The sequence below is a fragment of the Peribacillus sp. TH27 genome (assembly GCF_016650915.1).
Lineage (GTDB): Bacteria > Bacillota > Bacilli > Bacillales > DSM-1321 > Peribacillus > Peribacillus butanolivorans.
Window position 1 is genome coordinate 5,181,642 of record NZ_JAEKEV010000002.1, and the last position, 14,221, is coordinate 5,195,862.

Below are 14,221 nucleotides of genomic sequence, written 5' to 3' on the forward strand. Positions count from 1 at the left end.
TTAAAAAGATTAATCATTGATTTCAATTCGATTTCCCTTAACCTTGGGTAAATGTAGAGTGAGAATGCCATCGCGATGTCTTGCTGTTACTTTTCTTTCATTAATTGGTTTTGGAAAGGAAATGGTTCTAGATAATCGGCTTGCTGACAGATCTTTCTGAAACATTCCTTGAGTTTTATGTTGCGTAGCAAGGCTATCTACATGATTTGCCGAGATGGTTACCGCCTGGGTCAACAAATCAATGGAAATTTGGCTGCGTGCAATTCCGGGCAAGCTAGCAGTGAGGATATATTCGGAATTCGTCTCATGAAGGTCGACCGGAAAGCTTCGTTCTTTTGCTGAACTAAAGAAATCATCAAGTGATTGCAGCATGCCTTTGGGTCTCTCGGAAAACAATCGATCCATCTTGTGAATAAAATGGGTAAAAGGCTCATTTCTGCCCTTGTGGTTATTATTTTTTTCAGAAGAGGTCATCACGGTGCTCCTTTCTAAAAATTCCTTTGCATATAGGCTATGTAGAGACTTAATATGTGTGAATCAAAGAAGGGTTTAGATATAGGGAGGAAGGGAATAACGTTACTAAATGATTATTTTTAGAAAAGAGGGATAGAGATGAATAAAAGGAACAAGCTTTCTTACATAGATAGCGGGGAAGGTAAAAAAACGTTGCTATTTATCCATGGATTTTGCGGAAGTCATGGGTATTGGCAGGACATCATTAGTGGTTTAAAAGATAAATATCGAGTTATTGCCATTGATTTACCAGGTCATGGTGCAAGTGAGCCACTAGGGACATCTTTCACGATTGAAGATATGGCAGTGAATATTGCTGCATTCTTAGATGAACAGCAAATCAATCAGGTTTACATGTTCGGTCATTCGCTCGGAGGTTATATCACATTGTCATTTGCTGAGCAGTTTGCTGAAAAATTGAGTGGTTTCTCCCTCATTCATTCCACCGCATTGCCTGACGATGAGGCTGGGAAGGAAGGGCGGTTAAAATCTGTTGAAAAAATTGAAATTGACGGGATCCCTGCCTTTATTGACGGACTTGTACCGAAGCTTTTTGCTAAATCTGATGATCCTAACATTGAAAATGCAAAAGAAATAGGTTATAAAACAAGTGAAAGTGGAGCAATCGGTTGTTTGCATGCTATGAGGAAAAGAAGAGACCGAAATCATGTACTGAAAGATACAAAGCTACCTGTCCTTTTGGTTGCAGGTGAACAAGATAAGGTTATTCCTGCTAAAAAAACCTTTACTGTAAAAGGGGATCATATTAAAGAAGTTATACTCAAAGGAAGCGGGCATATGGGGATGTTGGAAGCCCCAGGCAAACTTGCCGAAGAAATTATACGTTTTGTCGAAGGAAAATAAGTGAAGAAATAACAAGTAGGAACACGGAATTTTACCGTTTCCTGCTTTTTTTTTGTAAAAGGAAATAGTTTCCCTTTTGTACAGAACGTTCATTCGGTAGAATAGGAGTATGAGGTGGGTTATATGAAACTGCGAAAAAATTTACAAGAAGTTATCACTGGTTTAAAAACAAATGAGGAATTTAAAAATAATATTGTTCACTGGCAAGTTATTGACGCGAAAGAGGCAAAAATCGTCTCTTTCCCAGATCAAATAGATGATAAAATCAAGCAGGCTCTTAATAAACGAGGGATAAATGGGTTGTATACCCATCAGGCGACTGCTTTTGAGACTGCTGTGAGTGGTAAAAGCCTTGTGGCTGTCACACCGACAGCTTCTGGTAAAACGTTATGCTATAATTTGCCAGTTCTTCAAAAAGTACTTGAAGATGAAAAAACAAGAGCACTTTATATTTTTCCGACAAAAGCATTAAGTTATGATCAAAAAAGTGAATTGAACGAAATGATTAATGAGATGGAAGCTGATATAAATAGTTATACGTACGATGGAGACACACCATCCAATATAAGGCAAAAAATACGTCAGGCAGGGCATATTGTGATTACCAACCCTGATATGCTCCATTCGGGAATCCTGCCGCATCACACGAAATGGGTTTCTTTATTTGAGAATTTAAAGTATGTGATCATCGATGAACTTCATATATACCGAGGCGTTTTTGGAAGTCATACGGCAAACGTCATTAGAAGACTAAAACGAATCTGCCAGTTTTATGGAAGTGATCCTGTATTCATCTGTACATCTGCGACAATCAATAATCCAAAAGAGTTGGCTGAGGAACTTACGGAAAAAGAGATGGTTCTGGTCAATAACAATGGAGCACCGAGCGGAAAAAAACATTTTGTGTTTTATAATCCGCCAGTAATTAATAAACCGCTTAATATTCGAAGAAGTGCGGTGTTGGAAGTCAGGAAACTCGCAAATGAGTTTTTGAAAAATAAGATTCAAACAATTGTTTTCGCTCGAAGCAGGGTCCGTGTGGAGATTTTACTAACCTATTTACAGGAACTAGTGTCCAAACAGTTGGGTCCAAAATCGATCCGAGGTTATCGTGGAGGTTATTTGCCAACACAGCGTAGAGAAATTGAAAAGGGGCTGCGGGATGGTTCAATTTATGGTGTGATCTCTACGAATGCTCTTGAGTTAGGGGTTGATATCGGTCAGCTTCAGGTTTGCATCATGACTGGCTACCCTGGATCAATATCGAGCGCCTGGCAGCAGGCAGGACGTGCAGGTAGAAGGCATGGAGAAGCTTTAATCATCATGGTCGGCAGCTCTAGTGCTCTTGATCAGTATATCGTGAAGCATCCTGACTATTTCTTTACGAGAAATCCGGAAACCGCAAGAATTAATCCAGATAATCTCGTAATCTTGGTTGATCATATCAAATGTGCAGCATATGAGCTTCCTTTTAAAAAAGGAGATGCCTTTGGCAAAGCGGAGATTATGGACGTTCTTGAATTTCTGACAGAAGAAAGAGTTTTACACCAAAATGGCGATAAATGGCATTGGATGAATGACGCATTTCCGGCGAGCAATATCAGTCTTCGTTCTGCAGCACAGGAAAATGTCGTCATCGTCGATCAAACGAATGCCCCAGACAATAGGGTTATCGGAGAAATGGATACGTTCAGTGCGATGACCCTTCTTCACGATGAAGCAATTTATTTGCATCAAGGAATACAATTCCAAGTGGAAGAATTAGATTGGGAAGAAAAGAAAGCGTATGTACGTGAAGTCAATGTGGACTATTACACCGATGCTAACCTTGCTGTTCAGTTATCTGTATTGGAAGTGGATAAACAGCAAACATTCTCTTCAACTACAGCAGCTTTTGGAGATGTCTCTATCCGGGCGATGCCTACGATATTCAAAAAAATTAAATTTGAGACTCATGAAAATATTGGATCAGGGCCAATCAGCCTCCCGGAAGTGGAACTTCATACGAGCTCTGCCATGCTTTCCATGGAACCTGATATTTTTGAATGGGATGAAAATCGAATCGAGCAAGGAATGATAGGTGCCTCACACGCGCTGAATTACATGATTCCGCTTTATGTAATGTGTGATCCCCATGATATACATGTGTATCCACAAGTTAAAGCAGCACATAATGAAAAACCTACCATTTTTATTTATGACAGTTATCCAGGTGGAATAGGACTAAGTGATAAAGTGTTTGAAAATGCTGCGGTTATTTTGTTGGAAACAAAATCAATGATCGAAAATTGTTCTTGTGAAAACGGCTGTCCTTCCTGTATCGGAACGGAATCTGCTTCGAAGACAGCCAAAAGTGATGCAAAGCGGTTATTGGATCTGTTTTGTAAGGGAAACCATGCATCAAATGCAGGGGTATGTGAATAGAGGTGCAGTATTTTGTCATTAAAAAATAAATTGAATCGTATGAAAACACATATGAACTTAGAACCAGTGAACAATCCTTCTCCTATAGAGGAAGATAGCACGTCAGTAAATACAGATATTCCTTTTCATGATAAGTGGCTGGAGAACGATACCGTTTCCTTTCATTTCGATGATGACTATTGTTTCATCCGTGAAGTCCGCTATCCCCTTAATCATAAGCATGGGTTGTATTCATTTTCTGAGTTGAAAAAGATTGTGAAAGAATGGAATCAAACTTCATTAGTGCATCCCCTTTCCGCTAAAGGTGTAAAAAGCGAAGAACTCTTTTTCTTCGATACCGAAACAACAGGGCTTGGCGGTGGTGCCGGAAATACAATTTTTTTACTAGGTTATGCCTATTTAGAAGGTGAAGAAGTGGTCGTTAAACAGCATATCTTGCCACAGCCTGGTAGTGAAATACCGCTTTACCAAAGCTTTCTGGAAAACATCAATTATGAAACCCTTGTCACATATAATGGTAAGTCATTTGATTGGCCGCAGTTAAAAACCAGACATACCTTGATAAAGGAACATGTTCCAAAACTGCCTGAATTCGGACATTTTGATTTGTATCATGCTTCAAGACGCCTTTGGAAAAACAAATTAGAACGTGTAAAATTATCCGTTGTCGAAACAGACATTTTAGGTGTACATAGAGAGGATGATATTCCTGGATATTTGGCGCCGATGATTTACTTTGATTTCGTTGAAAGAAAGAACCCGGAAATTTTGTTTGGAATCATGAAGCATAATGAAGTGGATATTTTATCACTAATCACTCTGTATATTCACTTGTCCCGGAAAATTCTCCAAATAGATGGATATACGGAAGAGTCGATGGAAATTGCACGCTGGCTCGATTATCTAGGAAAAAAAGAGGAATCGGTTGAGACCTATCAAAGAATATTGGAAGTAGGAAGTGAGGAAGATCGGATTATAGCTGGTAATGCTTTAGCCTTTCAGAAAAAGAAGCAAAAGCAATTCAATGAAGCGTTGGAGATTTGGAAGGAAGTTGCTTTAAAAGGGGATGTTCACTTAAGGATACAGGCTCAGATTGAATGTGCAAAATTATTTGAACATCAATTTAAGGACATCGCTTCAGCAATAAATTGTGCTAGAAATGCGCATCAAGAGATGATGAGGACAGAGAATGGCAACCATCTACCAAAAAAAATCTTGGATCTGAAAAAAAGGATTCAAAGACTCGAAAGGAAAAAAGGTTCTAAGGGTAGACTTGTATAATATAGATAGTCTTAAATAGGAATCTACATAGTCAATAAATACGTGATTATGAAATTTAAAAAAATGGTTACAAATATTGTAGCATTCAGTCATTATGTGTAAAATGGTAATGGTTGAGGGTGAAATTCTGAAACATTCATTTCATGCCTTACATCATTTAAATTCAAGGTGAAAGCGGAGCGGAGAAATGTATAAAACGACTTTATTTCTATTTTTTGTTGTCCTTTGTTTAACGATTGTTTTATTTACATCATTAAAAGACAGTTTCTACTCCTTTTTATAAGAAATTCACTCTGCAAGCACTTTTGTAGGGCTATCACATATAACGATGTGTACTTTTAGGTTGTCGCATAGAGTTTTATACTTATTACGTATAAATAGGTCTTTTCATCAGTACACGTAGCCCCTTTTTTTCATAGTCTATAATGGTAAGACCAAAATTATTATGACGAAAGGGGACGTAATATAAATGAATTTTCGTAATTGTGGAGGACATAAATCCAATGTTATGGGAACATCCAATGTAATGGGTGCATCGAATGTAATGGGAGCATCAAATGTAATGGGTGCTTCAACTGGAAAAAAACCTTCCCATGTAATGGGAGCTTATACTAGTCCGATGGCTGGCGGTTATCCGATGGCTGGCGGTTATCCGACTGCGGTATCTCCAGCGCAATATGGTCCAACACAAGCACTTCCATCTCAAGTAGCCCCAGCACAAGTATCTCCAACGCAGCAATATGTTAATACAAACGTTTCGAACACAGTGATACCTGTCGTTCACCCATCACATACTACAACCGTTAATAAACATGTAAACACGTATAAACATTACTTTCCGCATACTCAATCTGTAGTGAATGAGTGTTACACTCAAAACTTTATTTGTGGAAGGCCGCATCACCACCATCATTGCTGCCCACCTGGGCATTTCGGATATTAAAATTTAAGGGCTTATTTTAAGCCCTTATCTTCTTACATAATCATGTGAAAAGGGAGATTGGCCAAGTAATGAAGGTTTTGTACATAACTGGCTACAAAGCTTTTGAAATGGGAATATTTAAAAATGATCATGAAGCAGTAAAATATATAAAAAAAGCAATTAAGCAACGTCTTTTACCATTGGTGGAAGAGGGGTTAGAATGGGTAATTATTTCAGGCCAGTTAGGCACAGAACTATGGAGTGCAGAAGTAGTATTCGAGATACAGGAAGAATATACCCAGCTTAAATTAGGGGTACTTACTCCCTTCCTGAAACAGGAAGAGTCATGGAACGAGACGAATCAAGACTATTACCGTTCCATTTTAGCACGTGCTGATTTTATAGAATCCATCTTCAAAAAACCGTATGAAGGACCACAACAGCTGAAAACTAAAAATCGTTATATGGTCCATAAAAGTGATGCCATGCTAATCATTTTTGATCCCGAAAAAGAAGGATCCGCCCAATATCCTTATTACGAAGCAATGAAAAAAGCGGAAACTCAACTATACCCTATTTTACAGATAAGCTTTGATGATCTGCAACTGGCTGCAGAAGAAGACAGTTGGGCCGAAGATTAGCACAGTAAAAATAATTATGGACTAAAAGTTGTTTCAAAAGCATATTCATATTATGATGAAAATTAGATACAGATTTATGGGAGTACATATCGGGCACTAAAAAAAGTATGACGTATAAAAAAAGTGTTTCGTTGACAAACCCAAGTAGATTTGAAAAAATAATAAAAAGTCGATTGTATTGGCGAAAGTATTGAGGTGAAGTCTTATGCTATCCGATAAGATAAAATTAACGGCTAAAGATATTCTTGAAAAAGATTTTAAAACAGCCATAAAGGGTTATAAACCTGAGGATGTGGATCAATTTCTGGATCTAATCATTAAAGATTATGAAGTGTTTCATCAGGAAATTGATGATCTTAAACAAGAAAATCTTAAATTAAAAAAACAGGCCGAAGAGAGTACAAAACGTCCGAGCCAACCTGCACCTGGTGCCACTCCTGGGACCACTAACTTTGATATCCTTAAACGGTTATCCAACTTGGAAAAGCACGTATTTGGAAACAAGCTTTTTGATTAATGTTTTTAAAAGGTAAAATAATTTGTATTGTGTTTTCTTGAATAATGTATTATAATCAATAATGTTATGTTAACGTTTGGGTAATTGCTGCTGCATTTTTTTGCAGTAGAGGAAAGTCCATGCTCGCACGGACTGAGATGTCCGTAGTGTTCGTGCCTGGCGAAAAAATAAGCTTGGGCAGCAGTCTTGGATTGCTGACGGCTGGGAAAATGCCTAAGTCCTTTTGGATATGGCATGAATACCTATAAAAGTGCCACAGTGACGGAGCCTTTACAGAAATGTAAAGGGTGGAACGAGGTAAACCCCACGAGCGAGAAACCCAAATTAATGGTAGGGGCGCTTTCTTCCTTGGAATTGAACGAGGAGAAGGACAGAAGCTATGCTTCTGTAGATAGATGATTACCGCCGAAGTACGAGACGTGAGTCGCTTGCAGTACTGAGGAACAAAACATGGCTTACAGAACGTTACCATATAACACTTAAAGCACAACTCTCCTTTTTAAAAGGAGAGTTTTTGTTTGTGAAAAAATTATCCATTTTAAATTTCCCTCAATATCTTAACACTATAGGTGCAAAATACCTTATCATAGAAGTGAAAATGACTTTGTAAAAGTATTCGAAGATTATGTGAGTGACATAAATGAACAGGTCAGTATTCTAGAGTTTTTTTAATTTACTAATACTTTTATACAGCAATATGATATGTATAGTGATTCACCAGTGATTATCCATAAAGGGGGAGTTCTTTACCTTATAGTTAAGATTCCCCCATTTCCGAAGAGTCGAATCGGGATGTATTACGTTGCTCTATTTTTGGACATTACCAATCGAGAAAAAAGATCAGTTTCAAAAGTGGGTCAGTAAGACGTATTGTTGGGTACGGCAATGTTAACTCTAAATCATGAGTATAACAATAATAACTTTCATAAGGGTATAATCAATACCTTTCTGTGTTAAACTTGGATTTTGACTGCAATTGAAAGAAATGAGTTGCAGGTACATTATCTTCCGCAAGTTCACTTGGAAACAGGAGATGTGATTGGACTGGAATACATATCACCTTGGAGAGTTCATTTCTTTTCCAAAAGAGACAGACCTTGTTAACCTAAATCAGCCAGTTGGTTATAAAATGAACATGTGAGTATGTTAAGTGATTCCATATTTCTGGGTATCCTAATTGCAAGGTTAGCATTAACATTTCTAGTTTGTATTTTAACAGGAATAATGTTAGAAAAAGGTATTGTCCTTATTGAAAATAAGAACATTTCCCCTATTGCGCAAGGAATGAAACTGTTGGATAGCAGAATTATGGCAAATGCAGAGGGTTCTGTTGAATAATTGGTTATTCTTAAAAAACAGGGGGTCATTTTGTCTATCAATGATCTTGGTACTGGTTATTCTTCCTTAAGTTATATTAAATGGTTTCCGATTGATACAATGAAAATTTATCAAAGTTTTAATGAAAAGTTGGTCAATTATAAAGGTGACTTGCTCATTGTAAAAGCTACCATCACGATGTCGAAGACACTTAATCTGGAAATCATTGCTGAAGTCGTTGAACATAAAAAGCATGTAGACTTTTTGAAAAAGCAAAAGTGTGATATCATTCAAGAGTTTTACTTGTCAAAACCGCTACCTGTTTCTGAATTAAAAAAATTTGGAAAAATGCGGGAACCGATTTTGATTAATGGAAAGTAGGTGCATGAAGAAATGAAACAATTCGATATTATTGCAACATCAGCAATGGGATTGGAATCAATTGTTGCCAAGGAAGTTCGGGATCTTGGTTACGATTGTCAAGTGGAAAACGGGAAAATTATGTACAAAGGGGACCAATCAGCCATTGCTCGCTCTAATTTGTGGCTGCGCAGTGCAGACCGTGTGAAAATTAAAGTCGCTGAATTTAAAGCTTATTCTTTTGATGAGCTGTTTGAAAAAACAAAAGCCTTGAACTGGGAAGATTACTTATCTGCAGACGTTGAGTTCCCTGTAAGTGGTAAATCAGTTAAATCGCAGCTTTACAGTGTCCCTGATTGTCAGGCTATCGTTAAAAAGGCGATTGTTGATAGATTGAAAAGTAAATATAAACAAGTATCTTGGTTTGAAGAAACAGGTCCTTTGTTTAAAATTGAAGTTTCTATCTTAAAAGATGTAGTGACACTTACTATGGACACATCAGGTGCAGGACTTCATAAGCGCGGATATCGCACAGGGCAAGGGGAAGCGCCCCTTAAAGAAACTTTGGCGGCTGCATTGATCATGCTGACTAATTGGAAACCGGATAAACCTTTCATTGACCCATTTTGTGGATCTGGAACTATTCCTATTGAAGCTGCATTGATTGGGCAGAACATCGCTCCTGGTTTTAACCGGGAATTTGTTTCTGAAAGCTGGGCTTGGATGGACAGTAAGGTTTGGGATGAAGCGAGAATTGAAGCTGAAGATTTAGCGAATTATGATCAGTATTTAGACATAACAGGTTGTGATATTGATCATCGCATGGTTGAAATTTCAAAAGCCAATAGTTTTGAAGCAGGACTTGGTGATCTTGTTGAATTCAAACAAATGCAAGTGAGAGATATCTCGACCAGGAAAGAATATGGTGTTATTGTGGGGAACCCACCCTATGGTGAACGTCTAGGGGAGAAAAAAGCTGTTGAACAGATGTATAAAGAAATGGGGCAGGCCTTCAAGAAGCTTGATACTTGGTCAGTGTACATGATTACCTCGAACCCTGACTTTGAACAGTTTTATGGTAAGCCTGCAACTAAAAAAAGGAAGTTGTTCAATGGATTCATCCGAGCGGACCTTTATCAGTATTGGGGAAAACGGCCGCCAAAACAACCGAGAAATGAATAAATAGGTATAATATAATGGAAAATTTAGAATAGTCAGGACATTTTATTCATAATAGGTTCCAGTCTTGCTTATCATTTCCTTTTCTGTTATTCTAATAATGAATTATTTTTGTTCAGATTTAAGGAATACCTTAATATTCAATGAGCAAGGATAGTAATATAATGTGTGGCGAACACACTAGGAGGCAACAAAAATGGAACAAGGTAAAGTAAAATGGTTTAACGCAGAAAAAGGTTTTGGATTCATCGAACGTGAAGGTGGAGACGATGTATTCGTACATTTCTCAGCTATCCAAGGCGAAGGTTTCAAAACACTTGAAGAAGGCCAAGATGTTACATTTGATGTAGAACAAGGTCAACGTGGACCACAAGCATCAAACGTAAACAAAGCTTAATTCAACTAAATAGTACTTACAGACAGGCTCTCATGAAGAGCCTGTCTTTTATTTTACGAGTAGGGAGCCGCTTTGCTTACATACATAGAAGATGCAGTTTATACGGGAAAATTCATTTCTTGTAGAAAGGTAAATAACTTGACTATCAATGTAGAATAAAGGATAATATACTTTTGCCTAGATAAGTTATTTTACGAAATTTTATATACTGATGATAGATAAAAGGGGAGACCATGATGCTTAAAACACTGCCTTTTTCGGTTACAAAGGAAGATTCTTTTTACGATAAGCTTTCAGAATGGATCGGTGATGTTTTTTACGATATTCTTCCCGAAAAAGGATTTGAGCTGCGTGACGAACAAATCTTCATGGCTTTTCAATTAGAAAAAGCCTTTAAAGAAAAGAATGTAAGTTTTGCGGAGGCTGGTGTAGGGACTGGTAAGACATTGGTCTATTTACTATATGCCATTTGTTATGCCCGATATACTAATAAACCGGCAATTATTTCGTGTGCAGACGAAACATTGATTGAACAGCTTGTCAAAGAAGAAGGCGACATTCAAAAAATTAAGAACGCATTAGGTATTGAAGTGGATGTACGTCTTGCCAAATATCATGATCAATATGTATGCCTTAAGAAATTGGAGTATGCAGTGAATCATGAAGATTCAGAGGGAATAGATCAGCTATATGATGAACTTCCCAAGTTTGTCCATGATAACTCATCCATGAATGCTTATACTGCTTACGGGGACCGTAAACAATATCCATATTTGAATGATGAAGACTGGTCAAAAGTAGGCTGGGATCAGCTTCAAAACTGTTTTACGTGTGATAAACGCCATCGTTGTGGACAAACCCTTTCACGAGACCACTACCGAAAATCAAGTGATTTGATCATTTGTTCACATGACTTCTTTATGGAGCATGTTTGGACAAAAGAAAAACGTAAGCGTGAAGGACAGTTACCGTTATTGCCAGAACATAGCTGTGTAGTCTTTGATGAAGGCCATTTATTGGAGTTTTCTGCTCAAAAGGCACTAACGTATAAAGTTGGTGAACAAACTCTTGCTTCGGTTTTAGAATTGCTAACAGCCAACCAGGTGCGTGAAGAAACGCTTTACATCATTGAAGACTTAATTGACATTAATGAAGAGTTCTTCGATTTGCTTGATGAAAAGGCCATTCATGTTAGTGGTTCTAATCGGTATGAAATTCCGATGTCCAAAGAAATTACAAACTTTGCACAAAAGCTTCATAAAAAGGTTGAAGAGTTAGAAGAAAACCTTGTTTTTGAAGCGGAAATGTACACCATTAATGACTATGATTTAAAAGTGACAGAAGAATACTTAGAACAGCTAGGATACTCACTTTCTCTATTTGTGAAGGATGAACAGGCGGTATCATGGTTTGAAGAAAATGAAATGACAAAAACATTGGTCATTATGCCAAGGCTTGTACAAGATATTTTGTCTGAACAAGTTTTTTCTAAAAAAATCCCTTACATTTTTTCTTCGGCAACATTATCTGATAATAAATCGTTCCAATACATTGCAGATAGCTTAGGGATAGATAAGTATGATAGCTTCTCTGTTGAATCGCCTTTTGATTATGATGAAGTCATGAAAATGAATATGCCGGTCTTTGAAAATGGAGACAAATTGGCTAAACTTAATTATACAATGAAGACGATTGAGGAAAATGAAGGTAGAACGCTAGTATTATTCCAATCAAAAGAAGAATTGCAATGGTTCAAGGAAAACAGCCAGAAAACAGCATATCCCTTTTATTTTGAAGGTGAAGCGGAGATTAGCGATCTTGTTAAAAGGTTTCAAGAAGAAGAGCAATCTGTTCTGTTCTCATATCATTTATGGGAAGGGCTCGATGTTCCGGGGGCTTCATTACAAAATGTAGTGATTCACTCACTTCCATTCCCGCCACATGATCCAGTATTCGAGGCAAAACGAAACTCGGTTACTAATGCATTTGAAGAAGTGGATCTTCCATATATGCTTCTTCGCTTGCGTCAGGGAATTGGACGTTTGATCCGTACCAGCAATGACTCGGGGACCGTACAGATTTTGATTGAGAAGGATCTTTCGGAACAGGTGAAAGAGAAAATTATTTCTGTTCTTCCTGTATCGCTTTAATTAAACTATTTTGAGAGTCAAGGGGCAAAGCCAGCCCTTGGCTCTTATTTTATTTTTAAGCTGCTGGTAGTTCTGATATGAAAACTTTTTGTATAATATGGTAAAGTGTAGATGGAAGGGGCAGTGAATATGAAAAAGGGTACTAATGTGATAGAAAAAGAATTTCAAGAATATGTGAAGAAAATTTCAGCCTATAATGAAGCCCTCGCATTAATTAATTGGGATTTACGTACAGGTGCACCCAAAAAGGGAGTAGAGCAGCGTTCTGAAGTTATTGGGGTACTTTCCTCTGAAGTTTTCAATATGATCACAAGTAAAGAGATGGAGTGCTTCATCGACGACCTTACAACAGAGGAAGCTTCTCTTAGTGAAACGACGAATAAAATGGTACAAGAATGTAAAAAAGAGTTTGAAAGGAATAAGAAAATCCCAGCAGACGAATTTAAAGAATTCGTTATTTTACAATCCCGATCTGAAAGCGCTTGGGAAGAGGCAAGGGAAAAGGCGGATTTTTCGTTATTTCAACCTTATCTGGAACAAATTGTTGCCTATACTCGTAAATTCGTTGAATATTGGGGTTATGAGGGTCAGAAATATAATACCCTATTAGATATGTATGAACCAGGTATGACCGTTGACATTCTTGATAAGGTATTTAGTCAACTGCGAGCAAGTATAGTTCCTCTAGTAAAACAAATAGCGGAGAGTAAGCATCAACCTGAAACTGCTTTCCTTTATAAAGAATTCCCGAAAGAACAACAGCATCAACTCAATCTTCGAGTTTTAAAACAGCTTGGATACGATTTCAAGGCTGGAAGGTTGGATGAAACAGTCCACCCTTTTGCGACTGGAATCAACAGAGGTGATGTAAGGGTGACGACCCGCTATGATGAATATGATTTTAGAGGGGCGATTTTTGGTACGATTCATGAATGTGGACATGCTATTTATGAGCAGAATATCGCTGAAGAGTTAACGGGGACACTGCTAGATGATGGGACGTCAATGGGAATCCACGAATCACAATCATTGTTTTTTGAAAATTTTATTGGACGAAACTATAGTTTCTGGAAAAATAAATACCCTCTTTTAAAAGAGTATGCACCAGAACAATTTGCTGATGTGAAACTTGATGACTTTTACCGTGGCATTAACGAATCAAAACCGTCCTTCATCCGTATTGAAGCTGATGAACTGACATATCCTTTACATATTATGATTCGTTATGAACTGGAGAAAGCACTTTTTAATGGAGAGCTTGAAGTGAAGGATTTACCGGAGGTTTGGAATAAAAAATACAAGGAATACTTAGGGATTGTACCTGAAGATGATGCCATGGGCGTTCTACAAGATGTACACTGGTCAGACGGCAGCTTTGGTTACTTCCCATCCTATGCATTAGGGTATATGTATGCGGCCCAAATCAAGCAGGCTATGCTTAAAGATTTGCCTGATTTTGATGATTTGTTGGCATCCGGTGATATTGCTCCAATTAGAACATGGCTTAATGAAAAGATACATAAATACGGAAAAACAAAAAAGCCGCTTGAGATTTTGAAAGAAACAACAGGTGAAGGCTTAAACGTGCAGTATTTAATAGATTATCTTGAAAGTAAGTATAAGGAAGTTTATAAAATTAAATAAAATCTTCAAATA

12 protein-coding genes and 1 other RNA gene are annotated in these 14,221 nt (G+C 37.5%); 12 read left to right on the top strand and 1 reads right to left on the bottom strand.

Annotated elements, in window-relative coordinates; translation table 11 throughout:
- Window positions 1-9 precede the first annotated feature (9 nt).
- The gene (locus JFU24_RS26425) at window positions 10-474 is read right to left on the bottom strand and encodes an Hsp20/alpha crystallin family protein (RefSeq protein WP_098176855.1); all 465 of its coding nucleotides are present in this window, start codon (window positions 472-474) and stop codon (window positions 10-12) included.
- 138 nt (window positions 475-612) lie between these two features.
- On the opposite strand from JFU24_RS26425, the gene JFU24_RS26430 reads away from it, so the two are divergent.
- From JFU24_RS26430 to JFU24_RS26485, 12 genes are all read left to right on the top strand, one after another.
- On the top strand, window positions 613-1,377 hold the full coding sequence (locus tag JFU24_RS26430) for an alpha/beta fold hydrolase (RefSeq protein WP_201250711.1): 765 nt from the start codon (window positions 613-615) through the stop codon (window positions 1,375-1,377).
- Window positions 1,378-1,500: 123 nt separating this feature from the next.
- Entirely contained in the window at window positions 1,501-3,801 is a 2,301-nt protein-coding gene (locus JFU24_RS26435; RefSeq protein WP_201223804.1) for a DEAD/DEAH box helicase, read from the top strand.
- Window positions 3,802-3,813: 12 nt separating this feature from the next.
- Window positions 3,814-5,082, top strand: coding sequence for a ribonuclease H-like domain-containing protein (locus JFU24_RS26440; RefSeq protein WP_201250712.1), 1,269 nt, complete (start codon window positions 3,814-3,816; stop codon window positions 5,080-5,082).
- A gap of 469 nt (window positions 5,083-5,551) precedes the next feature.
- Window positions 5,552-6,025, top strand: a complete 474-nt coding sequence (locus JFU24_RS30450) for a CotD family spore coat protein (RefSeq protein WP_242485397.1) — start codon at window positions 5,552-5,554, stop codon at window positions 6,023-6,025.
- A gap of 68 nt (window positions 6,026-6,093) precedes the next feature.
- A complete protein-coding gene (locus tag JFU24_RS26450) occupies window positions 6,094-6,645 on the top strand; it encodes a DUF1273 domain-containing protein (RefSeq protein WP_201185606.1) in 552 nt (183 codons plus the stop codon).
- A gap of 205 nt (window positions 6,646-6,850) precedes the next feature.
- The gene (gpsB, locus tag JFU24_RS26455) at window positions 6,851-7,162 is read left to right on the top strand and encodes a cell division regulator GpsB (protein ID WP_053346734.1); all 312 of its coding nucleotides are present in this window, start codon (window positions 6,851-6,853) and stop codon (window positions 7,160-7,162) included.
- Window positions 7,163-7,234: 72 nt separating this feature from the next.
- Window positions 7,235-7,625, top strand: an RNA gene (gene rnpB, locus JFU24_RS26460) — RNase P RNA component class B.
- 875 nt (window positions 7,626-8,500) lie between these two features.
- Window positions 8,501-8,860: an EAL domain-containing protein gene (locus JFU24_RS26465; protein ID WP_274608149.1), complete on the top strand. Its 360-nt coding sequence runs from the start codon at window positions 8,501-8,503 to the stop codon at window positions 8,858-8,860.
- A 12-nt stretch (window positions 8,861-8,872) separates the two neighbouring features.
- Window positions 8,873-10,021: a THUMP domain-containing class I SAM-dependent RNA methyltransferase gene (locus JFU24_RS26470; RefSeq protein WP_056524964.1), complete on the top strand. Its 1,149-nt coding sequence runs from the start codon at window positions 8,873-8,875 to the stop codon at window positions 10,019-10,021.
- 193 nt (window positions 10,022-10,214) lie between these two features.
- Window positions 10,215-10,415, top strand: coding sequence for a cold-shock protein (locus tag JFU24_RS26475; RefSeq protein WP_034307871.1), 201 nt, complete (start codon window positions 10,215-10,217; stop codon window positions 10,413-10,415).
- Window positions 10,416-10,648: 233 nt separating this feature from the next.
- On the top strand, window positions 10,649-12,565 hold the full coding sequence (locus JFU24_RS26480; RefSeq protein ID WP_397443364.1) for an ATP-dependent DNA helicase: 1,917 nt from the start codon (window positions 10,649-10,651) through the stop codon (window positions 12,563-12,565).
- Between the two features lie 129 nt (window positions 12,566-12,694).
- Window positions 12,695-14,209 carry a carboxypeptidase M32 gene (locus tag JFU24_RS26485; RefSeq protein WP_201250714.1) on the top strand — a complete coding sequence of 505 codons (1,515 nt, stop codon included), beginning with the start codon at window positions 12,695-12,697 and terminating at the stop codon, window positions 14,207-14,209.
- Window positions 14,210-14,221 lie beyond the last annotated feature (12 nt).